This window comes from Arthrobacter sp. Alg241-R88, from assembly GCF_900537115.1.
Classification (GTDB): domain Bacteria; phylum Actinomycetota; class Actinomycetes; order Actinomycetales; family Micrococcaceae; genus Arthrobacter.
Genome location: NZ_UNRG01000003.1, coordinates 356,470 through 382,657 on the forward strand (window position 1 = coordinate 356,470; position 26,188 = coordinate 382,657).

Below are 26,188 nucleotides of genomic sequence, written 5' to 3' on the forward strand. Positions count from 1 at the left end.
CCCAGACGAAATGCCCGGCCTGCTGTTGCTCCAGCACTTCCCCAGAAACGGATACCCCCGTGGTTACAAGACTGTCCCAGCTATTCCTGCGCACCCTGCGTGAAGATCCCGTCGACGCCGAGGTGGCGAGCCACCGCCTGCTGGTCCGCGCCGGCTACATCCGCCGCGCCGCCCCTGGTATTTACACCTGGCTGCCGCTGGGGCTGAGCGTCCTTCGCAAGGTTGAAGCCATCATCCGGGAGGAAATGGCGAACATCGGGGCGCAGGAAGTCCACTTCCCGGCACTCCTGCCCCGTGAGCCCTACGAGGCCACCAACCGCTGGACCGAATACGGTGAAGGCCTGTTCCGCCTCCAGGACCGCAAGGGCGCCGATTACCTGCTGGCTCCCACCCACGAGGAAATGTTCACGCTGCTGGTCAAGGACCTCTACTCCTCCTATAAGGACCTGCCGCTCAGCCTTTACCAGATCCAGAACAAGTACCGCGATGAAGCCCGCCCCCGCGCCGGCCTCCTGCGCGGACGTGAGTTCATCATGAAGGACTCCTACTCATTCGACGTTGACGACGCCGGCCTGGACGCCAGCTACGCGGCCCACCGCGGCGCCTACCTGCGCATCTTCGAGCGCCTCGGCCTGGAAGTCATTCCCGTGACCGCCACCGCCGGTGCCATGGGCGGCTCCAAGAGCGAAGAATTCCTGCACCCCACGGACATCGGTGAGGACACCTTCGTCCGCTCAGCCGGCGGCTACGCCGCCAACGTCGAGGCCGTCACCACGGTGGCGCCGGCAGAGATCGACTTCTCCGCTGCTCCCGCGGCCGAGGTCCTCGATACGCCGGACACCCCCACCATCGAAACGCTGGTGGCAGCTGCCAACCAGCTCGCCCCCCGCTCCGAGGCCGACGGCGGCGCCTGGACTGCCGCGGATACGCTCAAGAACGTAGTCCTCGCCGTTACCCTGCCCACCGGGGACCGCCAGCTTGTGGTCATCGGCGTTCCCGGCGACCGCGGCGTGGACCTGAAGCGCGTAGAAGCCAACATTGGATCCTTCCTGCCGATCGCAGGGGAGATCGGCCTCGAAGCAGCCAACGACGATGACCTCAAAAAGCACCCGCTGATCGTCAAGGGGTACCTCGGACCCGGCCTGACGCTGGACGAACCGCTGCTGGGCAGCGAAAGCGCATCGAAGCTCCTTTACCTGGTGGATCCGCGCATCGTCAACGGCACCACGTGGGTCACCGGTGCCAATGAAGCCGGCAAGCACGTCTTCGGGCTGGTGGCAGGCAGGGACTTCGCGTGGGACGGTGTCATCGAGTGCACGGAGGTCCGCGAAGGCGATCCCGCCCCGGACGGCTCCGGCCCGCTGGAAACTGCCCGCGGAATCGAGATGGGCCACATCTTCCAGCTCGGCCGGAAGTACGCCGAAGCCCTGGAGCTGAAGGTCCTGGACCAGAACGGCAAGCAGGTCACGGTGACCATGGGTTCCTACGGCGTGGGTGTCACCCGGGCCGTGGCAGCGCTGGCCGAATCCAACAATGACGCCAAGGGCCTGGTGTGGCCGCGTGCGGTTGCGCCGGCGGACGTCCATGTGGTGGCTGTCGGCAAGGGTGAAGACATTTTCGCCACCGCTGAGCGGCTTGCAGCGGACCTGGCAGCTGCGGGCCTTGAGGTCCTGCTCGATGACCGGCCCAAGGTTTCGCCGGGGGTCAAGTTCGGCGATGCTGAACTGCTGGGCGTACCCACCATCCTGGCCGTGGGCCGAGGCCTGGTGGACGGCGTGGTGGAGATCAAGGACCGCCGCAGCGGCGAGGCTGAGAACGTTGCGGTAGACAAGGCAGTTGACTACGTAGTCAACGCCGTCCGCGCCAGCTGACCGCGCCGAGGTGCTCTTAGGGCTTGAGTCCATCCAGCTCACAACGCTGGTTTTGATCGTGCTGGCTGGTTTTGCCGCGGGCTGGGTGGACGCCGTGGTGGGCGGGGGCGGGCTGATCCAGCTCCCTACCCTGTTGCTGGTCCCGGGCATCACGCCGGTGCAGGCGCTGGCTACCAACAAGTTGGGATCCATCTTCGGAACCGCAACCAGCGCCGTCACCTACTACCGGCGGGTGGGACCGGACCTGCGGACGGCACTGCCGATGGCCGTGATCGCCCTGGCCGGCAGCTTTGGCGGCGCCATACTGGCCGCCACGCTGCCGTCCAGCGTGTTCAAACCCATCATCGTCGCCGCGCTGGTGGCCGTGGCGCTCTTTACTGCCCTGAAACCGGATGCCGGGCACATCACCGCGCTGCGCCACAACGGCCACAAGCACTATGTGGTGGCCTGCCTGATCGGCGCCGTCATCGGCTTTTACGACGGCCTGATTGGCCCGGGGACCGGTTCCTTCCTGGTGATCGCCCTGGTTTCGGCGATGGGGTACGCGTTCCTCGAGGCCAGTGCCAAAGCCAAGATCGTGAACATGGCAACCAATGCAGGTGCCCTGATGTTCTTCCTGCCGCACGGCTCCATCCTGTGGGGCCTGGGCTTGCTGCTGGGTGTCGCCAATATGGCCGGCGGGTACCTTGGGGCAAGGACGGCCGTAGCGCAGGGGAGCCGTTTCGTCCGCGTCGTCTTCCTCGTGGTGGTGGCCGCCCTGATCCTGAAGCTCGGGTACGACGTCTGGCAGGAGAACTTCACCCAACAGGGGTAGGAAAGGGCCTCGTGGGCACTAAACGCGGGGCGTAGCATGCAGATATGCCACATGGTGAAGGCGAGTACGCCCGGGCTTTGTCCGCAGCGGCAGGCCACGCGAGGGACTGGCTCGGTAGCCTTCCTGACCGGCCGGTTGGGCCCCGCCTGCCCACGACCTTACCGACGCCTTCGGCGGCCCGCTGCCCCCGAACGGCATGGCCGCGGAGGACGTCGTTGACCTCCTGGCACGAACGGCCGAGCCCGGACTTATGGCCATGCCCTCCGGCCGCTTCTTCGGCTGGGTCATCGGGGGAACGCTGCCCGCGGCCCTGGCCTCCGACTGGCTGGTCAGCGCCTGGGACCAGAACGCGGGCCTCCGCTACGCCACTCCCGCCATGGCAGCCATCGAGGAAAGCGCCGGCGCATGGCTCCTGGATCTGCTGGGCCTTCCTGCCGCGTGCGACGTCGGCTTCGTCACCGGGGCCACCATGGCCAACTTCACCGGCCTGGCCGCCGGGCGCTGGCGGCTCCTCGCCGACGCCGGCTGGGACCTCGACGGCGACGGACTGGCCGGCGCACCCCGCATCAGATGCTTCGTGGGCCGGGAACGGCATGAGACCGTGGACCTTGCGCTCCGGTACCTCGGCCTGGGCCGTCCCACAGTGGTTGACGCGGACGATCAGGGGCGGATGATTCCGGCGGCCCTGGAGGCGGCTCTTGCTGAAGGTTCCGGTCCTGCCCTGGTATGCCTGCAGGCAGGGAACCTTCATTCCGGAGCTTTTGACCCTTTCCCTGAAACCATCAGCATCGCCCGGAAGCACGGCGCCTGGGTCCACATCGATGGCGCGTTCGGTCTCTGGGCGGCGGCAGTGCCGGAACTTAGAAGCCTGACGCGCGGCTACGAGGGAGCTGACTCGTGGGGGACTGATGCGCACAAAACCCTGAACGTGCCGTACGACTGCGGCGTTGCTATCGTGCGCGACGCATTGGCCCTTCGATCCGCCATGGGCCTGCACACCAGTTACCTCATCCAGGACCCCGAGGGGCCGGGAGACCCGTTCGAAAAAGTGCCTGAGCTCTCCCGCCGGGCCCGGGGTGTGCCGGTGTGGGCGGCCCTCAAGAGTTTGGGCCGGGAGGGCGTGGCAGGCCAAGTGCGGGGACTGGCGGCCGCGGCTTCGAACATCGCCGCAGGGCTGGCAGGGCTCGACGGCGCGGAGGTACTGAACGACGTCGGCTACACCCAGGTCTGCGTGGCGTTCGGCGACGATGACACCACCCGTGCAGTGACGGCGCGCATCATCGCGGACGGCAAAGTGTGGATGTCAGGCTCCCGCTGGCGGGACCGGGACGTTTTGCGGGTTTCCGTCAGCAACTGGCAGACAGCAGGGGAAGAGGTGGACACCGCTGTCGCAGCCGTAGCCTCCGCCCTCGCCGCCGTGCGCGGCAGCTGATCCGCCACGGCCACATTGGTTGCCGCGGTACCACTCGCGGTCAGCGTGCGCCGGCCGCTTCGCCCGGATCGGGCAGGCGGTGCGCCGAGGGCAGTCCGTCGAGGGTTTTGCCGGCCAGCGTGCTGGCCACCCAAAGGGACCTGGCCAGGTCGCCCCGATGGTCGGGCTCGCCCGCATACGCCAGGGCGTTTGCCACTTCCCGAGCAATGGCCCATTGCCGGGCGACGTCAGGGTCCAGGCCCGCGGCGGAGCTGAAGTCCGTGCAGCGCCGGCGCAGGCCGGCTTCTGCCCCGTTCACGGGCAAGTCGGACAGGCGGTTCCACAACAACGGGGCCACCGCAAACTCCGGCTCGCCGATCATCGGCTGGGGGTCGATGGCGGCGTAACCGGCCGGCGCCGGAGGTCCTGCCGGGGCGGACGCAGCCGGGCGGGCAAGGACGTTGAGGAAGTGCAGGTCCGTGTGGACCAGGGCGTCCCGTGCCGAACGCCGTCCCACTGCCCCGCGGGTCTGGCACACCTCAAGGGCGGCCTCCAGCAGCCAGCGGGGGAACGGGCGTCCCAGCTGTTCCCAGTCAGCCGGCAGGTCGTCACTCCATTGCTCAGCACGGGCGGCGATGTGTTCGAACTCCTGCCACTGCGGCCGGTCATCGGGCCTGAGGCTCAGTTTCCGCACCAAGCCCGCCCACACCACCACGGCGTCGTCTATTGGGACAGCGCTGAGGGAGCGTTCGCCGTCGAGCCTTTCCAGGAGCATGGCACACGTTCCTGCATCGGACGCCAGCAGTGCCACCGCTCCCCGTCCGTGCCAGAGGTCCAGGGCGTGCCGCTCCCCCCGGGCTTCGTCGTGCGGGAAGGCGACTTTGAGGACTGCCTGGGTGCCGTCCGGCTGCCGCACGGGGATGACCACGCCGCCGTGGCCGTTCCAGGGCAGGGCGCCGGAAGGCAGGTCCGGCGTCAGCTGCCAGTCCTCCAGCCGGCCCTGGATGAGGTCCGGCAGCGACGCGAGCCACGCCCGCCCTGCGCTGCTGCGGGTGTACCGCGCAGTGAGGTCAGGTGGGATTGGTACTGCAACTGGCTCGCTCATCAGTCCCAGCCTAGGCGCAGGGGAGCGGCCGGTGTGGCAGGTGCTTCCTTACACCACGCCTGTGGCACCGAGCAGCGGCCGGTGTGGCAGGTGCTTCCTTACACCACGCCTGTGGCACCGAGCAGGTCGCCAACGCTGAACGTGGCGACGAGCGCCGAGGGCTCCGCCTGCCGCCACCCGGACAGGTGCGCGGCCAGGGCGCCGTGCGTTCTTCCTACACCGGCAGTTGCGGAAGCTGCGCTTCGTCCAGGGCGAGGCCCGGCAGAGGGTTTGCATCGGCGCCCCAGTGCTGGGCGCGGCGGGCTGCTCCCTGGAGTGCCGACAGGGCCCAGGCCCGGGTGGTTGAGCCGGTGATGGCCACGATGTCTCCGTAGGCCGGCAAGGCGGCTGCCTCCAGTCGGGCGAGCCCGGCGGCCGGAGCGTCGAGGAATCCCGGGTCCAGGACGTACCCGGGCGGTTGCGGGGACGGTTCCCCGCAGTGCATGAGGCTGTAGGCTGCGGCCTGGTCCGCCAGGTCCTGGTGCTGCGCCAGGAAGTCCGACGCCGGCCGCGCTCCTTCCGGGGAAAGACGGGTGAGGGCGGCCTGGTAGCCATACACTGCCTCCAGTTCGGCTTCAGCCGCGGCGGCCAGTGCGGCCCCCACGCTGATGCTCCCGTCCGCCGGCGTCGCAGGGCAGGCTGACGCTCCTGCTGGTTCAGTAGAACCCGGGCCGGCTGCCGTTACTTTCCCAGTGGGGGACGGCTTCGCGTCCGGTGACTGGCCTTCCGGGGCCGGTGCGGCCGGCGCCCCAAGCTGTTCGGCTGCCAGAAGCTGCGCGGTGCCGCTTGCCGCCAGCAGGCGTGCCATGCCGCCGTCGGCCGTTTCCGCGTCCTTGAGCCGTTGCTGCCCGCTGGCGGCGAGGGAGGCCGCAAACTCAGCCAGGGTCGCCTGGGCAGGAGGATTCGACGGCGGGGGAGTAGCGGGGGGCGCGGCTGCGCCGGCGGGAAGCGACGCCGTCGCAGCGGCCGGCGCGGCAGTCTCAGCCGAAGCCGCGGCAGGAAGCAGCAGCGCCCTGGCCTGAATGGTCAGCAAGGTCACAACACGGTCCAGCGGGCCTGCCGGGGTTCCACCGGCGGCCGCATTCCCTCCGGGAGCGGCAAGCGCCATCCCGGTGGAACGCAAACTCAAAGTCTGTTCCAACGCAGCTGTGCGCGCCTGTTCAGAGAAGGGTGGTTCCGCGGGTGCAGGCGGTTCAGCCGGGATCAACACGAAACCCAGGCTCAGGACAAGGAGGGCTGTGAGCGACAAAACGGCGTACCGGAAATAGCGCATTCGCGGCGGGTTTTCCTGGCTGTCGTCTTTCACAACAGACCATGGTGTCACGCCGGGAGGGAAACTCTGTGCACCAATGAACCGGTAAAATAGCTACGCTAGTACACACAACATCATCTAACGGGAGGCGGCCGGCATCGTGAGCAATGCAGAAGCCACGGCTTCATCAGACCATACCGGAACGGGTAAGGCTGACGCCGCACACAATCCGGAAGCTGCACGGCTCAGGGCCCTCCTTGAACCCTCGGTCCAGGCCAACCGCCTGTACCTTGAGGACGTGGCAATCATCCCCGGTTCGCACCGGGTGGTCCACGTAGTGGTGGACCTTCCCCAGGAGGAAACCGGCGGAGTGAGCCTGGACGTCATCGCCGACATCTCCAAGGTCCTGTCCGACGTGCTGGACAACGATCCCGCCGACGACGGCCGTCCCTACGACCTCGAAGTCTCGTCGCCCGGAGTGGGCCGGCCACTGACAGAACCCCGCCACTGGCACCGCGCCAAGGGCAGGATGGTCAAGGTCAACGTTGTCCAGGGCGACAACATCATGGGCCGCATCAAGTCAGTGGACGACGCCGGCGTGACGCTCGTGCCCGAGATCGCGGTCAAAAAGGGAATGAAGCCCAAGCAAGGCGATCCCATCAAGCTTCCTTTCGACAGGATCCGCAACGGAAAAGTCGAGATCGAATTCAGCCACCTCAACGAGGACGGTCTGGAACCTGAACACAATGGACCTTCTGAGGAGGCCTGATGGATATTGACATGAGCGCACTGAGACTTCTGGAGCGTGAGCGTGAAATTCCGCTGGACCTCCTGATTCCCACCATTGAGCAGGCGCTCCTGGTGGCTTACCACAAGTCGCCCGGCGCCTTCGAAAAGGCCCGCGCGGAGCTGGACCGCAAGAGCGGCCACGTGACGATCTGGGCCGTGGAGATTGACGACGACGGCGCCCCCATCGGCGAGTTCGAGCACACCCCGGAGGGGTTCGGCCGCATCGCCGCGAGCACCGCCCGCCAGATCATCCTGCAGCGGCTGCGCGACGTCGAGGACGACAACGTCCTGGGCGAGTTCAAGGGCCGCGAAGGCGAACTGGTGTCCGGAACCATCCAGCAGGGCCACAACCCGCACATGGTCCAGGTCAACCTCGGCACCGTTGAAGCGCTCCTGCCCCCGCCCGAACAGGTTCCAGGGGAAAAGTACATCCACGGCAACCGCCTGCGTGCCCTGGTCATCGATGTCCACCGCGGCAACAAGGGACCGTCCGTGACGCTTTCCCGGTCCCACCCGGGACTGGTCCGGAAACTCTTCGAACTGGAAGTACCGGAAATCGCCGACCGCTCCGTCGAGATCGTGGCACTGGCCCGGGAAGCAGGCCACCGCACCAAGATTGCCGTCAAGGCCAACACCCCGGGCATCAACGCCAAGGGTGCGTGCATCGGTGAAATGGGGTCGCGCGTCCGGGCAGTGATGACGGAGCTCAACGACGAAAAGATCGACATAGTCGATTTCAGCGAGAACCCTGCCACGTTCATTGCCAGTGCGCTGTCCCCGTCGCGGGTGAATTCGGTCACCATCACCGACGAAGCCACCCGCTCCGCCCGTGTGGTGGTTCCCGACTACCAGCTGTCCCTGGCGATCGGCAAGGAGGGCCAGAACGCCCGCCTGGCTGCCAAACTCACCGGCTGGCGGATCGACATCGTCTCCGACGCCGCAACCGCGCGGGAAAACTAGCTGCCCGGGCAAGGGCAAACCAGCTGCCCGCCACGGGCTGCCACGCCGGAACCGCAGCGGGGTTTCGGGCAGAACGGCCCGGAGGGGCTAGAATAGAAAAGGCCGCGCCCAACGGCCGGCAGTCGTGCGCCCTGCGCGTGCCCCCTTTCGCTGAGCAAGCGAAAGGTCAGGCATTCCGGGGCCAGCAGATATGAACGTCAGGAAGATGACCGTGGCAGTGCTTTCCACCGGGAATCAACCGGAACGTACCTGCATCGGCTGTCGGAAAAAGGGCAAGCGGAATGAATTACTCCGGCTCGTCGCCGACGGCAGCGGATCAACCGCTGTCCTGGTGGATGAACGACGCCGGATGGCTGGCCGGGGTGCATGGCTGCACCCCAGCGAATCGTGCCTGGCTCTGGCGATCAAACGGCGGGCTTTCGGACGTGCCCTTGCGGGCGCAACCGGAACGGCCGCCGTCGAAGACTGGATTAGGTCAGGCACGAAAGTTGCAGCCACGGCAACTGCAACACCAACCGTCCAACCTGAAAGCGGGTCAGAAATCTGATGGAAACCCGATGAGTTCCCAGCGATGAGTGCGCAACGATGACAACTTTGTTGCGCTCTGCAATGGGCCCTTCTGCAGCAATCGCGGCTTGGGCCCGCAGTAAGAAGTAGACGGTTCGTGCCTGGCTCGGTGCGGACCGAGACAGGAGAAATGTGGCCAAGGTCCGCGTACATGAGCTCGCCAAAGAGCTCGGTATTACTTCCAAAGATGCAGTGACAAAACTGCAGGAACTGGGCGAATTCGTTCGCTCCGCCTCTTCCACCATTGAGGCCCCCGTTGTGCGTAAACTGCGCAACGCCTTCCCCGATGCTGCTGCCAAGGCATCAGCACCGGCCGCCGCGCCCAAGGCAACCGCTCCGGCGGCAGAGGCGCGTCCTTCAACCCCCGCTCCCGGTCCGGCAGCGCCCAAGGCTCCGGCCCCCAAGGCGCAGGCACCTGCCCCCGCCGCCCCGGCTGCACCGGCACCCGCCCCTGCTGCACCGGCAGCCAGCGCCCCTGCGGCACCGGCAGCCAGCGCGCCAGCAGCTCCGGCTGCTCCCGCTGCTCCGTCCACCGGCGCAAAGCCCGGTGCACGCCCGGCCCCCAAGGCCGAAACCCCGGCTCCGCCCACCCGCTCCGGCGGATCACAGGGTGGTTCCGCTCCCCGTCCCGGCGGTCCCCGTCCGGGCAACAACCCCTTCGCTACTTCCCAGGGCATGCCCCGGGGCCGTGGCGGCGACGGCGACCGGGCTCCCCGCCCGGGCAACAACCCGTTTGCCACCTCCCAGGGCATGCCCCGTCCGGGTGGAAGCCGTACCGACGGCGACCGTCCCGGTGGTCCGCGTCCCGCAGCAGGTGCCGGTGGCCCCCGTCCGGGTGGTCCGCGTCCCGCGGCCGGTGCAGGCGGACCCCGCCCCGCAGCCGGTGCCGGTGGCCCCCGTCCGGGCGCACCGCGTCCGGCAGGTGCAGGTGGAAACCGTCCTACTCCGGGCATGATGCCCAACCGTACCGAGCGTCCCGCACCCGCTGGTGCAGGCCGTCCCGGTGCCGGTGGCCGCGGTCCCGGACGCCCGGGTGGCGCTCCCGGTACCGGTGGTCCCGGTGGTGGCGGCGGTGCTCCCGCCGGTGGTGGCTTTGGCAAGGGCGGCCGCGGACGCGGCGGCACCCAGGGTGCCTTCGGCAAGGGCGGCGCCGGACGTGGCAAGCAGCGCAAGTCGAAGCGCGCAAAGCGCCAGGAACTTGAGCAGATGAGTGCCCCGTCGCTGGGTGGCGTGAGCGTACCCCGCGGCGACGGCAACACTGTGATCCGGCTCCGCCGCGGCTCGTCCATCACGGACTTCGCCGACAAGATCGAGGCAAACCCCGCCGCACTGGTAACCGTGCTGTTCCACCTCGGTGAGATGGCAACGGCCACGCAGTCGCTGGACGAGGAAACCTTTGCGCTGCTGGGTGAAGAGCTTGGCTACAAGCTCCAGGTCGTATCGCCGGAGGACGAGGAGCGCGAGCTGCTCTCCACCTTTGATATCGACTTCGAAGCAGAGCTCGAAGCCGAAGGCGACGAAGACCTCGAGGCACGTCCTCCGGTTGTCACCGTTATGGGCCACGTGGACCACGGTAAGACCCGCCTGCTGGACGCTATCCGCAAGTCCGACGTTATGGCGGGCGAGCACGGTGGCATCACGCAGCACATCGGTGCCTACCAGGTCACGCACAACCACGAAGGCAACGACCGGAAGATCACCTTCATCGATACCCCGGGCCACGAGGCGTTCACCGCCATGCGTGCCCGTGGTGCGAAGGTGACCGACATCGCCATCCTGGTGGTCGCAGCGGACGACGGCGTTATGCCCCAGACCGTTGAAGCCCTCAACCACGCACAGGCAGCGAACGTGCCGATCGTGGTGGCCGTGAACAAGATCGACAAGGAAGGCGCCAACCCGGACAAGGTCCGTGGCCAGCTGACCGAGTACGGCCTCGTTCCCGAAGAATACGGTGGCGACACCATGTTCGTGGAGGTCTCTGCCCGCCAGAACCTCAACATCGACGAGCTGCTCGAGGCAGTCCTGCTCACCGCAGACGCTGCCCTGGACATGCGCGCCAACCCGAACAAGGACGCCCGCGGTATCGCGATCGAAGCCAACCTGGACAAGGGCCGCGGTTCCGTGGCCACCGTCCTGGTGCAGTCCGGCTCGCTCCGCGTCGGCGACACCATCGTTGCAGGCACGGCCCATGGCCGTGTCCGTGCGATGTTCGACGACGACGGCAGCGCCCTGACCGAGGCCGGCCCGTCCCGCCCCGTCCAGGTGCTGGGTCTGTCCAACGTGCCGCGTGCAGGCGACACCTTCTTCGTGACCGCTGACGAGCGCACCGCCCGCCAGATCGCCGAGAAGCGTGAAGCAGCCGACCGCAACGCAGCCCTGGCCAAGCGCCGCAAGCGCATCAGCCTGGAAGACTTCGACCAGGCAGTGGCCGACGGCAAGATCGACACCCTCAACCTCATCCTCAAGGGTGACGTGTCCGGTGCCGTGGAAGCCCTCGAGGACGCCCTGCTCAAGATCGACGTCGGCGAAGGCGTGCAGCTGCGCGTCATCCACCGCGGTGTTGGTGCCATCACGCAGAACGACGTCAACCTGGCGACGGTGGACAGCGCCGTCATCATTGGCTTCAACGTCAAGCCTGCCGAGCGGGTTGCCGAACTGGCAGACCGCGAAGGCGTGGACATGCGCTTCTACTCCGTCATCTACTCCGCAATTGATGACATCGAGATGGCGCTCAAGGGCATGCTCAAGCCGGAATACGAAGAATTCCAGCTGGGCACCGCCGAGGTCCGCGAAGTCTTCCGTTCCTCCAAGTTCGGAAACATCGCCGGCTCCATCGTCCGCTCGGGTATCATCCGACGCAACACGAAGGCCCGCATCAGCCGCGACGGCAAGATCATCGGTGACAACCTCACCGTTGAGACGCTCAAGCGCTTCAAGGACGACGCCACCGAGGTCCGCACGGACTTCGAGTGTGGTATCGGTCTTGGCTCGTACAACGACATCACCGAAGGCGACATCATCGAGACCTTCGAGATGCGTGAGAAGCCGCGCGTCTAGTCTGTCTGTTGTTGGGGCGCCTCCGAGTTTTGGGGGCGCCCCGCCCCTACGCTGGGCGGCAAAGGATCTTGCGATCCTCTGCCGCCCAGCTCCGGTAGGCCCGATGCCACTCCCGGGCGCCCCCAAAACTCTCCGGCTTCGTCCCTGCCTCACCACGAGGCGCGTGGCATCAAACTGTTCAAAACTGGGTACGTCTGTTGCACGACGTCGTCGTACCCCCAAATTTTTTAGGAGTGGAAATGGCTGATCCGGCACGTGCTGCCAAGTTGGCGCAGCGGATTAAGGTTGTTGTTGCTGAGGCCCTGGGCCGGAAGGTTAAGGATCCTCGGCTGGAGGGCATCACTGTTACCGATGCCCGGGTGACGAATGATCTGCAGCATGCCACCCTCTACTACACCGTTCTTGGCGACCAGGCTGTTCAGGCTGATGCTGCCAAGGGCCTGGAGAAGGCCAAGGGTGTGCTTCGGCAGGAGGTGGGGCGCAACCTGAGTATTCGGCTGACTCCCACCCTTGAATTCGTCTCTGATGAGATTCCCGTTATCGCGTCCAACCTTGAGGACCTGCTCCGGGAAGCCAAGAAGCGTGACGCCGAAGTGGCCGCCCTGGCGGCGCAGGCCCGGCATGCAGGGGACGCTGATCCCTACCGGAGCGATGCGTCTGCTGATGTGGACATCGACGAAGACGATTTTGATGAAGAGGACTTCGACGTCAATGACGACGAAGAACTCGACGAAGACGGCAGGAAGTAACCAGCGAGAATGGTCAGCAAGAGGCCCGCACCATATGGTGCGGGCCTTCTGCTTCCCGGAGAACTATGTTGGCTGACTAGTCGATATGAACCCGGATCACCTTGCCCAGGAACGGTTCTGCTGGAGGAGGCGCTCCCGGGCCGGCCGGGGCGCCGGACAACGCGTCAACTGTTGCGTACAGGTGTCCGTCCTGGAATTCGACGGCGGCTGGCTGGTTTACCGCCAGGAACTCGGAAGGGTGGTCCCTCGAGCCATTGAACTTCAGGATATTGCCGCCGAAGAGTGAAGCCACATAGACATCCCCGTCGTCCCCGATGGCAAGGCCGGTGGGGGAAAGGATGTCCTCGGCCCAGAGCTTTGTCTCGCCGGTCCACCGGTTGACTTTGAATATCGCGCCGCGCTCACCCAGCGCCGGGCTTTCCGGGCCGCCGGGCAGGGAAGTTACATAAAGCCAGCCATCCGGCCCAATCTCAACGTCCGTGGGAACAAACTCAAAAGCGTATTCCTTCCCGGCAACGCAAGCTGGCACGCCAAGGCCGCCCTCCTCCTCCGGACGGGTAGCGCTTTCCGGAATAACGGTGGGCCGCGGCGGCAGCACTGCAAGAGTGGAAATGTGGCCGCTCTCGAGGTCTACTTCCAGGATGGCGTTCGCGCCCGCGTCGGCTACATACGCGTTGCCGCTCCGCACCGCCATGCCGTAGGGATGTGAGTCCACCCCGCCCTTGTAGCGCGCAGGCGGAAACTCAGGCCAGTTCGCCAGGCACTCGTCCGAGACGTCAGGTTCAAAGCCGTAATGCTGATCACCGTCCGGGTTGTGCTTGCGTTCGTAGCGGGCCAGATCCGCGATGGTCCGGACGTCTCCGTCCTCGTCAATGGACTTCAAATGGCCTTGGAGAGCTTCAGGATCGCCCATGCCGGCGCCCACGCTCTCAAAAAAGTAGGTGATTCCATGCCGGACTTCCACGCCGCCAACGTCCCAGCCCTCTTGGGCCTGATAGAGCGTCGTAGTAGTGCCGTCGTCGTTGACGCGGCTGAGGAGGCCTGCGAAGTTCTGGGTGACGAGAACGGATTCCTCCGCATCCACGGCCAGGCTGAGAGGTGCAGCCAAACCCTCGGCCAACGTGCGCGGAGGGTGCTCATCGGAACCCGCCATGGCAGGCCCGGCAGGAACAACGAGTGCCGCGGCAGCGAGGCATGCGACCATTGGAAACTTTATTTTCATTGGGTACTCCGTTTTGGCGCCCTGGACGGGCCGGATAAGGAGCCTCGCAGGAGGCAAAAATTCCGAAACCCCCCGGCGCCAGATTATGCCTGCCGGACAAGAATGTCGCCGGGATTTCCCCCTATTCCGCCCCCTAATTCTTCCCCTAACACGGAACCGGTCAGTCCACGGCATCCTCCGCGTCGACGATGCCCTCGCCGTACAGGCCGTTGTTCCCGGTGGTCCCTTGGCAGGTCGCGTTCCAGTCCGGCGTCAACCCCTCGTCGGTGTAGTCCTCCACACCGCCGGCCGGGCAAGCGTGGTCGTCCGCCGTCCGCAACAGCACCCGGGCCACGGTCGCCGGGTCGAGTGCACGTCCGCCTTGGCCGGTGGACTTGCCCCGCGCCTGGATGATCAGCGCCGCGACGCCGACGACGTGTGGTGACGCCATCGAAGTGCCGTGCGAGTACGTGTAGAAGCCGCACTTGCCGTCGTCGCAGTACTTGATCGAGAACCCGTCCACCGGGTTGCCCTTCGGGTCGGCAAGGCCCTGCTCGATCGCTGCCTGGAGCGGATAGGACGAGAGGATGAGGTTCCCAGGGCTCTGGAACTGCGGCGTCCCAACGTAGTCGCGGAACCAGCCTCCGGGGGCGGCGATCTCGATGTCACCAAACCCGTAGTTTGAGTACTCAGCCTTGGTCCCCGACGGACCGACCGCGGACACATTGATCACCTGTGGAGCCTCGCTGGGCAGGTTGAGGCAGGTTTTTTTCACTACCCTCGGCTGCGCGGCGTCCGCCGGGTAGTCCGGGCTGATTTCGTCACTGCGGGTGGGTGCGGCCAGGTCGCTGTGCTCGTTGCCGGCGGCCGCAATCAGGGTCACGCCGCGGTCGGAGGCGTAGGTCACCGCGCCCAGCACCAGTTCGCTGACGAGCCGCTGTTCGATCAGTTGCGCGTCCGTCACGGTGCCACTGACGTACTCGTCGCGGGACGTACAGTTGTAGAGCCATGGGTCGGTGAAGAAGCTCATGTTCACGACGTCGAGGTGGATGTCCCCCGAGTACACAAGCGCCTTGACCGTCTCGTACAGGAAGAAGTAGCCGGAGTCCTGTCCTGCGCGCACATTAACCAAGGTCGCGTCTGGGGCCACCCCGCCGATGCCAAAGTCGTTGTCGGCCGCAGCCACGATGCCGGCCACGTGCGTACCGTGCCCCCCATCGTCGACGTTCGCCGGGTCCTTGCAGTCCTTGTACTCACAGGGCCCGTCGACGTCCGGGATGTCGGTGGTGAAGTTGCGCGACCGCTTTGCGTCGAAGTTGGGCGCGATGTCGGGGTGCCGGGCATCGATTCCCGTGTCCATGATGCCGACGTCGACACCCTTGCCGGTCGCCTTCTCCCAGGCGCCGTCGGGCGTCGCATCGATCATGTCCATATTCCACTGGAGGTCGGACAGAGGCTCGGCCCCAGGCCCGTTCGTGGACAAGCTCCCGGCCTTCCCGGCGTCGCCCGCCTGCGCCCGCTCGGCTGCGTCGAGCCGCTCCCCGGAGTAGCGGTGCGGCATCCCCTGCCGGCCCAGACCGACAGAGTGGTTGCGCGCGGCACCGCGGATGCCGGTTCCGGCCCGCACCTTGTCCAGAAATGCGCCGTCAGGGGCAGTGACCAGGGCGACGCCCACCTGGGAGGTGACGTCCTTCACCGTTCCGCCGGCGGCCGCGATGGCTGAGGTGGCGGCTTCGGGAGTGCCACTGAAGGAGACGACGAACTCACCCCCGGCCAGCGCACCGGGCGGGTCCTCGCTGGAAACCGCCGCTGCAGGCCAGGCAGGAATAACTAATGCCGCAGCAGCGAGAAATGCGAGCTTTGGAAAGTTCATTTTCATTGGATACTCCGGTTTGGCGCCCTTGACGGGCCGGATAAGGAGCCTCGCGGGAGGCAATATAATTCGGCAACCCCGGCGCCAGATTATGCCTGCGGAGCAACGGTGTCGCCGGGAATGCCCCCTATCCGGCCCCCTATTGCGCCCCCTAATTCATCCCCTAACGCCAGCCCCTTGGCTAGGATCAAGCTATGAACCAGGCGGACCACGACCACGATGATGCCACCCACTACCTCGAACAGGCAGTGGCGCTGGCCACCCGCAACGTCGCGGACGGGGGCGGACCGTTCGGTGCGGTGGTCGTGACCAGGGACGGGCAGGTGCACGAGGGCGTCAACCGCGTCACCCGCGACAACGACCCCACAGCCCACGCCGAAGTCGTGGCCATCCGTACGGCGGCTGCCGCCATTCGCAGCTTCGACCTGCGCGGCGCGGTCCTCTACACCAGTTGCGAACCGTGCCCGCTGTGCCTCGCCTCTGCCCTTTGGGCACGGATAGACCGCGTCTATTTCGCCGCGGACCGGTACGGTGCCGCCTCCGCAGGCTTTGATGACGCCGTCTTCTACGACTACTTTTCGGGGACGCGCCCTGAACTGTTGCCGGTCAGCAGGGGCGACGTGCCGGCGTCGGACGCTCCTTTCCAGGCCTGGGGCGCCCATAAAAGCAGGAAGGACTACTAGGCATGGCAGCCACCCTCGTCAAATGTCCGCATTGCGGAAAGACCAACCGCGTCCCGGCCGCCGTTGCCGGCCGGCCCCGCTGCGGCAGCTGCCGCGGCGGGCTGCCCTGGATCGTGGACGCAGGGGACGCTGACTTCGGCACAGTGGCCGAACAGTCGCCCGTTCCGGTGCTGGTGGATTTCTGGGCTGCCTGGTGCGGGCCCTGCCGCATGGTCAGCCCCGTCCTGGACAAGCTGGCTCATGAACGTGCGGGCGGCGTCAAACTGGTCAAGGTGGACGTGGATAAATCGCCTGGCTTGTCCCGAAGGTTCGATGTACAGGCCATACCCACCCTGATGGTCATCGTGGATGGCAAGGTGGCCGCACGGCAGGCAGGTGCTGCCCCGGCGGACGTCCTGCGCACCTGGCTGGATGGCGCCCTGTCCGGAACCCGCAGCTAACGAAGGACCGGCTGCCGGCACATCGTCTTAGGCGCGTTCCGGCAGCCGGGCCAGGCCGTCCAGCAGTTCCTGCCGCTTGCCGCACAGCGCGATCCGCGCCCAGCCTTCACCGATGGAACCAAAGGCAGTCCCGGGAGCCAGCGCAACGCCTGACTCCGCAAGGAAGCGCCGCACCCACCCGCGGACGTCGCCGCCGCTGGCGTCGGACACGTCTGCCCAAAGATAAAACGCGCCGTCAGCCTTCAAGTACGGAATTCCTTTGGAATCGAGCACGGCTGATGCAGCGTCCCGGTTGGTCCGATAGTGTTCGTGGGCGTGCCGGACGTAATCCTGTGGCCCGGTGAGGGCAGCGAGCGCGGCGTACTGCGACGGTGACGCCACGCACGAGACGATCGACTCCATGACGTTGTTCATCTTCTGCTCCAGGCCCGGCGGGCACACCAGCGCGCCGATCCGTAGCCCGGTGAGGCCATACGTCTTGGACAGGGTCAGCGACGTGAAGACGCGCGCCTCGCCCGGCACGTCGCCGTCGAACCTTGCAGGGCTCACATGCGGGACGTCGTACGTGAACGCTTCATAGCATTCGTCCGAAATCACCCACAGGTCGTGCCGGCGGGCCAGCTCCACGAGTTCTTTGGTCAGGTCCTCGCTGAGGACCGCGCCCAACGGGTTGGAGGGGGAGTTCAGGACCAGCACCCGGGTCCGGTCCGTGATGAGCGCCTCGATGTCTCCGGTCCTGGGCTGAAAGCCGTGGTCAGGGTAGAGCGGATAACCCACGGGGACGGCATTCAGGAGCCAGCTGGTCATGGCGAACGTGGGGTAGCCCGGGTTGGGAATCAGGATCTCATCGCCGGGGGAGAGCAGCAGGCTCATGGCGAAATGCAGGCCCTGCTGGGCGCCGTCCACCACATACACCCGGTCGGCGCCCACCTCACAGCCCTGCTGCTCCCGGAACCTGGCGGCGAAGGCTTCGCGAAGTGCCGGGATACCCGCGTTGGGGGTGTAGTTGGTTTCGTCCCGGTCCAGGCATGCCATCCCGGCGTCGAGGACGTGGCGGGGGAGCGGGAACCCGGGCTCGCCGATACTGAGGACCAAGGCGCCGGGGGTACGCCATGCGGCCTCGGTGATCTCCCGGATCTGGTTGATGGGGACGTCGCGGACGTGGGCGGCAAGCTCAGGCATGCCTGCCATCCTAACCGGCACGGATCCGGGGCGGCTGCGGATGCTCCCCGGGCCGCGCGATGCGTGGGCGGGTGCCACGACCAGCGCCGATATACTGGGAAGCGTGCTTTCTGGACTGGTGATAGTGGACAAACCGCAGGGATGGACCAGCCATGATGTGGTTGGCCGGATGCGGCGCCTTGCCGGTACCCGGAAAGTGGGGCACGCAGGCACCCTTGATCCGATGGCAACCGGTGTCCTGGTGGTCGGCATCAACAAAGCCACGCGCCTGCTCACGTACATCGTGGGCACGTCCAAGACCTACACGGCCACCATCCGCCTTGGCCAGTCGACCGTCACGGACGACGCCGAAGGTGAAGTCACTGCCACAGCCGGCACTTCCGCGGTGGGCGAGCAGGCGATACACGACGGCGTTGCGGCCCTCACCGGGCAGATCCAGCAGGTTCCCAGCAGCGTAAGCGCCATCAAAGTCAACGGGGAACGGGCCTACGCCCGGGTGCGTTCCGGTGAAGAGGTCAAACTGGCCTCCCGCCCGGTCACCATCCACCGGTTTGAGGTGCACAGCATTAACAGGGACGCCGAGGCCGACGTCGTGGACCTGGATGTCACGGTGGAGTGCTCCTCCGGGACCTATATCCGTGCCCTGGCCCGGGACCTCGGCAACACCCTCGGTGTTGGCGGGCACCTCACAGCCCTCCGGCGGACCCATGTAGGGCCCTACTCCCTGGAGCAGGCGCGCACCCTCGAACAACTCGCGGAAGAGCTCAACGTCCTCGAGATGTCCGAGGCAGCCCGGGCCCTGATGCCCAACCGCGAGCTCAGCCCCGAGGAGGCCACGGAAATATCCTTTGGCCGGCGCATCGCTGCCGGTGCTGCCCCCGGTAGCCCCGCGGCGGCCACAGCAGAACATCCGGCAGCCGCCTTTGCCCCCGATGGAAGCCTGGTGGCACTGCTTGCCGATGCCGGCAGCTTCGCCAAACCCGTCCTGGTATTCGCCCCTGGCACCGGCCCGGGTACCGGCGCGTCCGGGGTGGGCTGAGGGTGGACGCCTATTTCTACATCATCCTGGTGGTGGGGCTCCTGTCCAGCGGGATCTGCCTGCTGGCCGGCATCCTGAAGAAAGCGCCGAATGACGCCACCATCCTTTCGGTCGCCGCTGTCGAGGTTGCGCTGCTGGTCTACTTGGTGGGATCCATCGTGCGCGTCATTGCAGGAGAGCCCATCGCGGGGGAAGCCTGGGAGTTCTGGGGCTACCTGGCCACGGCCATGCTCCTGCCGCCCGCCGCCGTCTACTGGTCCATCCTGGAACGCACGCGGTGGAGCAACTTTGTCCTGGCCGCCGTGGGTGTCACTGCGCTGGTGATGGCCGCCCGAATGAATCAAATCTGGTACTGAAATGGAAGAAGCACGCCGCGTGAAAGACCAGCACTCCGCCGTCCCCAACACCACCACCGGCGCAAGCGCGAACGGAACCGGTGCCCGGAACACCCGCAATACTGGCCCCGGCCGCCTGCTGATCGCCGTATATGCAGTCTTCGCCATCTCCGCGTCCGCCCGCGCCGGCTACCAGATCCTCACCAAGTTTTCCGAGGCGCCGCTGGCATACCTGCTGTCCGCGTTCGCCGCCCTGGTGTACGTGGTGGCCACAGTGTCCCTGGCCAAGGCAGGGAGCACCTGGTTCAAGGTGTCGGTCGCAGCGGTGCTGGTTGAACTGGTGGGCGTGCTCGTTGTGGGTGCGCTGAGCGTCTTCGATTCCGTCGCGTTCCCGCATGAAACTGTCTGGTCACTTTTTGGCCGCGGCTATGCGTTCATCCCCTTGCTGCTGCCCATCCTGGGCCTCGTGTGGCTGTACCGGCGGCGGCCGGTACGCAACGCCTGATGTCCGCCCGGCCGTGACAGGCCACCCCCGCGCAGCCTGGCAAAGGTGCCCGGGTGAATACGGGTAATCTTTAGAGAGTTCCGCGGCCGGCAGGGTCCGGAACGTTGATATTTGCAGGCAGTAAAAGGCGAGGGTGATGGTCTACATCTGGAACGATCCGTCCGAGGTCCCGGCGGACTTCGGCCCATCTGTTGTCACCTTTGGGAACTTCGACGGAGTTCACCGCGGCCACCAACAGGTGCTGTCCCAGCTGATCCGCACCGCCCGCCTCAACCGGTCCAGGTCCGTAGCAATCACCTTCGACCCTCACCCGGCCCTGATCCACCGCCCGGAGTCTGCGCCAGAGCTCATCATGGGACTTCATGACAAGCTGGAGGCGCTGGGGGAGCTGGGTCTGGACGCCATCCTGGTGATGAAGTACTCCCTGGACCTCGCCAGCCTCACCGCTGAAGAATTCGTGGAGCAGTTCCTGGTCAACTGCCTTCACGCCAGCCATGTTGTGATCGGCCACGACGCCCGGTTCGGCCGCGGCAACTCCGGCGACCTGGACAGCATGAAGGCGCTCGGCGGGAAGTTCGGGTTCGAGGTCCAGGTAATCAGCGAGTTCGGCTCAGAGGGCTACCCCCTCCATGACGACGACGGCACGGACCGCCGCTGCTCCTCCACCTGGGTGCGCGAAGCCCTGCAGGAAGGCGACGTGGCCACTGCCGCGGCAGTGCTGGGCCGGCCCCACCGCATGCGCGGCGAGGTTGTCCACGGTGCCGCCCGCGGCCGTGCCCTCGGATTTCCCACAGCGAACCTTGCCAGCAAGGCCAGCGGGCTCATCCCGGCTGACGGCATTTACGCCGGCTGGCTCGTGGACCAGGCCGGGACGCGCTGGCCGGCGGCCATTTCGGTGGGGTCGAATCCAACGTTCGACGGCGTGAGCAGGCAGGTCGAAGCCCACGTGATCGACCGGCCCCACGAAGCGGTGGAGGACTTCGATCTGTATGGCCAGACAGTAGTTGTTGAATTTGTGGCCCGGCTCAGGGGGATGGTGGCATACCGTGGGCCTGAGGCGCTGGTAGACCAGATGCGGCTCGATGTGGTCCAGGCCCACGACCTCCTGGCCAGGCGCTGAACCATCCGCAGGGAAAGGCAGTACCGTGTCCGTTGAGAAGAACACCAGGAAACTGGACGAAGGTATTGTCCGTGATTTCAGCTCGCGGATGAGCTACGCCTCCTACCTGCAGCTGCCTACCCTGCTGAGCGCGCAGCAGCCCGTCAGCCAGCCCGAGCACCACGATGAAATGCTCTTTATCATCCAGCACCAGACCACTGAGCTGTGGCTCAAGCTGGTGCTTCATGAGCTGCGGAGCACGGCCGGCTGGCTGCGTGCTGACGACCTCGGCTCCGCGCTCAAGGGCATCGCCCGGGTAAAGCACATCCAGAAAACCCTTACCGAGCAGTGGTCCGTGCTGGCCACCCTCACCCCCACGGAGTATTCGCAGTTCCGCGGCTTCCTGGGGAATTCCTCCGGCTTCCAGTCAAGCCAGTACCGCGCCGTCGAGTTTATTCTCGGCAACAAGAACCGCAAGATGCTTCCGGTGTTCGACTCGGACCCGGATGCCCACGCCATGCTGGAGCAGCTGCTCAACGCTCCCAGCATCTACGACGAATTCCTCGCCTACCTCGCCCGCCAAGGGTTCGACGTGCCCCCGGCGGTGCTCGAACGGGACGTCACCCGGGCCCACGAATTCACGCCGGAACTGGTGCCGCTCTTCAAGCACATTTATGAAAACGCTGCGGACAACTGGGGCGCTTATGAGGCCTGCGAGGAACTGGTGGACCTGGAGGACAACTTCCAGCTGTGGCGCTTCCGGCATTTGCGCACCGTGCAGCGGACCATCGGCATGAAAGCAGGGACGGGCGGCTCCAGCGGTGCCGCGTTCCTGCAGAAGGCCCTCGAACTGACCTTTTTCCCGGAGCTATTCGCCGTCAGGACGGAGATCGGCCAATGACCATCCAGCAGCACCCCATGGTGGGAAATCCAGAGCACACAACAGCGGCACTGCAGCAGCGCGCGGCAGAGCTGGACCGGCAGGATCCGCTGGCCCGTTACCGCAGCCAGTTCATCGGCACCGACACGTCGTTGTGCTACCTGGACGGCAACTCCCTGGGCCGCCCGCTCAAACGGACGGCCGAGGATATCGGCACTTTCATCCGGGACGGCTGGGGCGGCCGCCTCATCCGCGGCTGGGACGAGGAATGGCTGGACCTGCCCCAGGCTATCGGCGACCAGTTGGGCCGGGCAGTGCTGGGTGCGGACGCCGGCCAGACGATCATCGCAGACTCCACCACCGTGGTGCTGTACAAGCTGATCCGCGCGGCACTGGCGGCCGTGGCAGACCCGGAGCGCAACGAACTCGTTCTGGACACCGAGAACTTCCCTACGGACCGCTACCTGGTTGAGGGCATCGCCCTTGAGGAAGGACTGACGCTCCGCTGGATCGAAACGGACCCCGCGGCCGGGGTGACCGTTGACCAGGTGCGGGAAGCGGCGGGGCCGCGCACCGCCGTCGTACTCCTGAGCCACATCGCCTACCGTTCCGGCCATCTGGCGGACCTGCCGGGGATCACGGCAGCAGTGCACGACGCCGGGGCGCTTGTGGTGTGGGACCTTTGCCATTCGGCGGGGTCGGTGGAGATCGAGCTCGACAGTGCTGGCGTGGACTTCGCTGCAGGCTGCACCTACAAATACCTCAACGGCGGGCCGGGATCGCCCGCCTTCGCCTACGTCAACCACCGCCACCTCGCCTCGCTCAACCAGCCGATCTGGGGGTGGATGGGCCGCAAGGATGCCTTTGAGATGGCCTCCGGCTATGAGCCGGCTGCCGGCATCCGCGGATTCCTCAGCGGCACTCCGGCGATTTTCGGGATGCTGGCCATGCGGGGCACGCTGGACCTCATCGAGGAAGCGTCGATGGCCGCCATCCGGGAGAAGTCGATGAAGCTGACGGCCTTCGCCGTCGAGATCTTCGAAGCGTGGCTGGCGCCCCTGGGCGTGGAACTCGCCTCGCCGCGGGAGCCGGGGGACCGGGGCAGCCACATCACGCTGGACCACCCCGGTTTCGCCAAAGGGACCGTGGCGTCGCTGTGGGACGGGGACGTCATCCCTGACTTCCGCGCCCCGCACGGCATTCGGGTGGGACTTTCACCGCTGAGCACCAGCTTCGCTGAGGTCCTGCACGGGATGGCGGCGATCCGGGAGCAGCTGCCGCAGTAGAGGGCGGGGCCGCTTTGGCTAAGGCACCTTCTGCCAAGGCTTGCCTGTTTCGACAAGATTGGGCGGGGGCCGGTAAACTGGGGGATGGATCCGGCTGCAGTCCGTGGCGGCTGGTTCCTGTTGCGTGTGGCACTGTCCGGTTTTCCCGGGCCAGCCGCGGCGGCAGACCCGGCAGTGAATTACTGACCTGGGCCCTCACGGCACATCCCTAGGAGTTATTGTGGCACTTGAAGCCGCTGTAAAGCAGTCCATCATCAAGGAATACGCAACCGCAGAAGGCGACACCGGTTCACCGGAGGTCCAGGTTGCTGTCCTGACCCAGCGGATCAAGGATCTGACTGAGCACATGAAGGAGCACAAGCACGATTACCACACCCAGCGCGGTCTGCTGGCCATGGTTGGTCGTCGCAAGCGCATGCTGAGCTACCTCAAGAAGACCGACATCGCCCGCTACCGTTCGCTCATCGAGCGTCTCGGCCTGCGCCGCTAGTCGGACTTAGGGGCGGCCCTTTCCACCATGGAACGGGCCGCCTCCTTCAAATGAAAAACTAAACAGGAGGATCAACCGCATCACGCATTCGCGGTCCTCGGTAGTGATCCCCGGGAACGGCTTCGTTGATTGAAGCCCCGGCCCGTGGGTCTCGATCGATGACCGGGTGCAGGGCCAGTAGACAGATGCTGGGCTGGGTTGATGCGGCTGGACTTCCGTAAAACAGAAACGGAGGTGACTCTCTTGGAGGGTCCCGAAATCCAGTTCTCAGAAGCAGTCATTGACAATGGCCGTTTTGGCAAGCGTGTAATCCGCTTCGAAACCGGCCGCCTTGCCAAGCAGGCAGCCGGCGCAGCGATGGTGTACATCGACGAAGACACCGCCCTGCTGTCCGCCACCACCGCCGGCAAGCACCCGCGTGAAGGCTTTGACTTCTTCCCGCTGACGGTCGACGTCGAAGAGCGTATGTACGCTGCCGGCCGCATCCCGGGCTCGTTCTTCCGCCGTGAAGGACGCCCGTCCACCGAAGCCATCCTGGCCTGCCGCCTGATGGACCGCCCGCTGCGCCCCGCGTTCATCAAGGGCCTGCGCAACGAGGTCCAGATCGTGGTCACCGTCCTGGCGATCAACCCGGACGAACTGTACGACGTGGTGGCTATCAACGCCTCCTCCATGTCCACCCAGCTTTCCGGCCTGCCGTTCTCCGGCCCCATCGGCGGCGTCCGCGTTGCCCTGGTTGCCGACGAAAACGGATCACAGTGGGTCGCTTTCCCCAAGCACTCCCAGCTGGAGAACTCAGTCTTCAACATGGTGGTAGCCGGCCGTATCGCCGGTGACGACGTCGCCATCATGATGGTCGAAGCAGAAGCCACCGACAACTCCTGGAACCTCATCAAGGAACAGGGCGCCACCGCCCCCACCGAAGAGGTTGTCTCCGAGGGCCTCGAGGCGGCAAAACCGTTCATCAAGGCACTTTGCGAAGCCCAGGCCGACCTCGCCTCCCGCGCGGCAAAGCCGACCGTGGAGTTCCCGGTCTTCCTGGACTACGAGGACGACGTGTACGCCGCTGTTGAGTCAGCTGCCGCTGAGAAGCTGGCTGCCGTCTTCCAGATCGCGGACAAGCAGGAGCGCAATGACGCTTCGGACGCCCTGAAGGACGAAGTTTCCGCCGCCCTGGCCGAGCAGTTCGAAGGCCGCGACAAGGAAGTGTCCGCAGCATTCCGCTCGGTCACCAAGCACGTCGTGCGCCAGCGCATCCTCAAGGACCAGGTCCGCATCGACGGCCGCGGCCTGACGGACATCCGCCAGCTCACCGCCGAGGTAGAGGTCCTGCCCCGCGTCCACGGTTCAGCCATCTTCGAGCGCGGCGAAACCCAGATCATGGGTGTCACCACGCTGAACATGCTGAAGATGGAACAGCAGATCGACTCGCTGTCACCCGTCAAGACCAAGCGCTACATGCACAACTACAACTTCCCGCCGTACTCCACCGGTGAGACCGGCCGCGTGGGCTCGCCCAAGCGCCGTGAAATCGGCCACGGTGCGCTGGCAGAGCGGGCCCTCGTGCCGGTCCTGCCGTCCCGTGAGGAGTTCCCGTACGCCATCCGCCAGGTATCCGAGGCGCTGAGCTCCAACGGTTCGACGTCGATGGGTTCTGTTTGCGCCTCCACCCTGTCTATGCTGAACGCCGGTGTGCCCCTGAAGGCCGCCGTCGCCGGTATTGCCATGGGCCTGGTCTCCGACCAGGTGGACGGCCAGACGCGCTACGCGGCACTGACTGACATCCTTGGCGCCGAAGATGCCTTCGGCGACATGGACTTCAAGGTTGCCGGTACCTCGGAGTTCGTTACGGCCATCCAGCTCGACACCAAGCTCGACGGTATCCCCGCCTCGGTGCTGGCAGCAGCCCTGAAGCAGGCCCGCGAAGCACGCCTGCACATCCTCGAGGTCATGGACTCGGCCATCGACACCCCGGACGAGCTCTCCGAGTTCGCGCCGCGCGTCATCGCCGTGAAGATCCCCGTGGACAAGATCGGCGAGGTCATTGGCCCCAAGGGCAAGATGATCAACCAGATCCAGGAAGACACCGGCGCCGACATCTCCATCGAGGACGACGGCACGGTCTACATTGGCGCCACTGACGGCCCGTCTGCAGACGCAGCACGCTCCGCCATCAACGCCATCGCGAACCCGCAGGTCCCGGAAATCGGCGAACGTTACCTGGGTACGGTCGTCAAGACCACCACCTTCGGTGCCTTCGTATCGCTGACCCCGGGCAAGGACGGCCTCCTGCACATCTCCGAGCTGCGCAAACTGGCCAACGGCAAGCGCGTGGACAACGTCGATGACGTTGTCTCGGTGGGCCAGAAGGTCCAGGTGGAAATCACCAAGATCGACGACCGCGGAAAGCTCTCGCTCGCCCCGGTCGTTGCCGAGGAAGAAGGCGCCGAGGTCGAGACCGAGCGCGCCCACACCACGGAGCCTGCTGAAGGCGCTGACGTCTAACAGTTCCGGTTTCCGGCACACAAAAGCATGAATCGGCGGGGCCGGTGGATGATCCA

22 protein-coding genes and 1 pseudogene are annotated in these 26,188 nt (G+C 66.0%); 18 read left to right on the forward strand and 5 right to left on the reverse strand.

From position 1 onward, the window contains the following. Nucleotides 1-59: 59 nt before the first annotated feature. From G6R19_RS10170 to G6R19_RS10180, 3 genes and pseudogenes are all read left to right on the forward strand, one after another. A complete protein-coding gene (locus G6R19_RS10170; RefSeq protein ID WP_163164464.1) occupies nucleotides 60-1,871 on the forward strand; it encodes a proline--tRNA ligase in 1,812 nt (603 codons plus the stop codon). A gap of 10 nt (nucleotides 1,872-1,881) precedes the next feature. After that, a complete protein-coding gene (locus tag G6R19_RS10175) occupies nucleotides 1,882-2,685 on the forward strand; it encodes a TSUP family transporter (RefSeq protein WP_163164466.1) in 804 nt (267 codons plus the stop codon). A gap of 44 nt (nucleotides 2,686-2,729) precedes the next feature. Further along, nucleotides 2,730-4,117: pseudogene (locus G6R19_RS10180) on the forward strand (aminotransferase class V-fold PLP-dependent enzyme). A gap of 40 nt (nucleotides 4,118-4,157) precedes the next feature. Here G6R19_RS10180 and G6R19_RS10185 read toward each other — a convergent pair. Together G6R19_RS10185 and G6R19_RS10190 are read right to left on the reverse strand one after the other, a co-directional pair. After that, entirely contained in the window at nucleotides 4,158-5,201 is a 1,044-nt protein-coding gene (locus tag G6R19_RS10185) for an aminoglycoside phosphotransferase family protein (RefSeq protein WP_163164468.1), read from the reverse strand. A gap of 214 nt (nucleotides 5,202-5,415) precedes the next feature. Further along, a complete protein-coding gene (locus tag G6R19_RS10190; RefSeq protein ID WP_240341825.1) occupies nucleotides 5,416-6,363 on the reverse strand; it encodes a DUF4439 domain-containing protein in 948 nt (315 codons plus the stop codon). A 289-nt stretch (nucleotides 6,364-6,652) separates the two neighbouring features. On the opposite strand from G6R19_RS10190, the gene rimP reads away from it, so the two are divergent. The 5 genes from rimP to rbfA all read left to right on the forward strand — a co-directional run bounded on the left by rimP (nucleotide 6,653) and on the right by rbfA (nucleotide 12,614). Then, the gene (gene rimP, locus G6R19_RS10195; protein WP_163164470.1) at nucleotides 6,653-7,261 is read left to right on the forward strand and encodes a ribosome maturation factor RimP; all 609 of its coding nucleotides are present in this window, start codon (nucleotides 6,653-6,655) and stop codon (nucleotides 7,259-7,261) included. Continuing rightward, entirely contained in the window at nucleotides 7,261-8,241 is a 981-nt protein-coding gene (gene nusA, locus G6R19_RS10200; RefSeq protein ID WP_163164472.1) for a transcription termination factor NusA, read from the forward strand. The genes rimP and nusA overlap by 1 nt, the downstream gene beginning before the upstream one ends. A gap of 205 nt (nucleotides 8,242-8,446) precedes the next feature. Beyond that, a complete protein-coding gene (locus tag G6R19_RS10205) occupies nucleotides 8,447-8,788 on the forward strand; it encodes a YlxR family protein (protein ID WP_346010079.1) in 342 nt (113 codons plus the stop codon). Nucleotides 8,789-8,940: 152 nt separating this feature from the next. Then, entirely contained in the window at nucleotides 8,941-11,865 is a 2,925-nt protein-coding gene (gene infB, locus G6R19_RS10210; RefSeq protein ID WP_163164476.1) for a translation initiation factor IF-2, read from the forward strand. A gap of 239 nt (nucleotides 11,866-12,104) precedes the next feature. Next, nucleotides 12,105-12,614, forward strand: a complete 510-nt coding sequence (gene rbfA / locus G6R19_RS10215; protein ID WP_163164478.1) for a 30S ribosome-binding factor RbfA — start codon at nucleotides 12,105-12,107, stop codon at nucleotides 12,612-12,614. A 76-nt stretch (nucleotides 12,615-12,690) separates the two neighbouring features. On the opposite strand, the gene G6R19_RS10220 is transcribed toward rbfA, so the two are convergent. Then, nucleotides 12,691-13,836, reverse strand: a complete 1,146-nt coding sequence (locus tag G6R19_RS10220; protein ID WP_163164480.1) for a ScyD/ScyE family protein — start codon at nucleotides 13,834-13,836, stop codon at nucleotides 12,691-12,693. A gap of 160 nt (nucleotides 13,837-13,996) precedes the next feature. Then, on the reverse strand, nucleotides 13,997-15,688 hold the full coding sequence (locus tag G6R19_RS10225; RefSeq protein ID WP_205484358.1) for a S8 family serine peptidase: 1,692 nt from the start codon (nucleotides 15,686-15,688) through the stop codon (nucleotides 13,997-13,999). A 194-nt stretch (nucleotides 15,689-15,882) separates the two neighbouring features. Between G6R19_RS10225 and G6R19_RS10230 the strand changes: the two genes are divergently transcribed. Together G6R19_RS10230 and trxA are read left to right on the forward strand one after the other, a co-directional pair. Further along, nucleotides 15,883-16,371 (forward strand): nucleoside deaminase, encoded by a 489-nt coding sequence (locus tag G6R19_RS10230; RefSeq protein ID WP_163164484.1) that lies wholly within the window; start codon nucleotides 15,883-15,885, stop codon nucleotides 16,369-16,371. Between the two features lie 2 nt (nucleotides 16,372-16,373). Continuing rightward, nucleotides 16,374-16,811, forward strand: coding sequence for a thioredoxin (gene trxA, locus G6R19_RS10235; protein ID WP_163164486.1), 438 nt, complete (start codon nucleotides 16,374-16,376; stop codon nucleotides 16,809-16,811). Between the two features lie 27 nt (nucleotides 16,812-16,838). Here the strand turns inward: trxA and G6R19_RS10240 are convergent, their stop codons facing one another. After that, a complete protein-coding gene (locus G6R19_RS10240) occupies nucleotides 16,839-17,993 on the reverse strand; it encodes a pyridoxal phosphate-dependent aminotransferase (protein ID WP_205484360.1) in 1,155 nt (384 codons plus the stop codon). A 103-nt stretch (nucleotides 17,994-18,096) separates the two neighbouring features. Between G6R19_RS10240 and truB the strand changes: the two genes are divergently transcribed. The 8 genes from truB to G6R19_RS10280 all read left to right on the forward strand — a co-directional run bounded on the left by truB (nucleotide 18,097) and on the right by G6R19_RS10280 (nucleotide 26,132). Further along, nucleotides 18,097-19,032 carry a tRNA pseudouridine(55) synthase TruB gene (truB, locus tag G6R19_RS10245; RefSeq protein ID WP_163164490.1) on the forward strand — a complete coding sequence of 312 codons (936 nt, stop codon included), beginning with the start codon at nucleotides 18,097-18,099 and terminating at the stop codon, nucleotides 19,030-19,032. Nucleotides 19,033-19,034: 2 nt separating this feature from the next. Then, entirely contained in the window at nucleotides 19,035-19,388 is a 354-nt protein-coding gene (locus tag G6R19_RS10250) for a hypothetical protein (RefSeq protein WP_163164492.1), read from the forward strand. A 19-nt stretch (nucleotides 19,389-19,407) separates the two neighbouring features. Beyond that, on the forward strand, nucleotides 19,408-19,872 hold the full coding sequence (locus G6R19_RS10255; RefSeq protein WP_163164494.1) for a hypothetical protein: 465 nt from the start codon (nucleotides 19,408-19,410) through the stop codon (nucleotides 19,870-19,872). 136 nt (nucleotides 19,873-20,008) lie between these two features. Beyond that, entirely contained in the window at nucleotides 20,009-20,992 is a 984-nt protein-coding gene (locus tag G6R19_RS10260) for a bifunctional riboflavin kinase/FAD synthetase (protein ID WP_163164496.1), read from the forward strand. 25 nt (nucleotides 20,993-21,017) lie between these two features. Further along, nucleotides 21,018-21,872 (forward strand): tryptophan 2,3-dioxygenase, encoded by an 855-nt coding sequence (gene kynA / locus G6R19_RS10265; RefSeq protein ID WP_163164498.1) that lies wholly within the window; start codon nucleotides 21,018-21,020, stop codon nucleotides 21,870-21,872. Beyond that, nucleotides 21,869-23,137 carry an aminotransferase class V-fold PLP-dependent enzyme gene (locus tag G6R19_RS10270; protein ID WP_163164500.1) on the forward strand — a complete coding sequence of 423 codons (1,269 nt, stop codon included), beginning with the start codon at nucleotides 21,869-21,871 and terminating at the stop codon, nucleotides 23,135-23,137. The genes kynA and G6R19_RS10270 overlap by 4 nt, the downstream gene beginning before the upstream one ends. Nucleotides 23,138-23,357: 220 nt before the next feature. Continuing rightward, nucleotides 23,358-23,627, forward strand: coding sequence for a 30S ribosomal protein S15 (rpsO, locus tag G6R19_RS10275; RefSeq protein ID WP_163164502.1), 270 nt, complete (start codon nucleotides 23,358-23,360; stop codon nucleotides 23,625-23,627). A 243-nt stretch (nucleotides 23,628-23,870) separates the two neighbouring features. Further along, on the forward strand, nucleotides 23,871-26,132 hold the full coding sequence (locus G6R19_RS10280) for a polyribonucleotide nucleotidyltransferase (protein WP_163164679.1): 2,262 nt from the start codon (nucleotides 23,871-23,873) through the stop codon (nucleotides 26,130-26,132). Nucleotides 26,133-26,188: the final 56 nt, after the last annotated feature.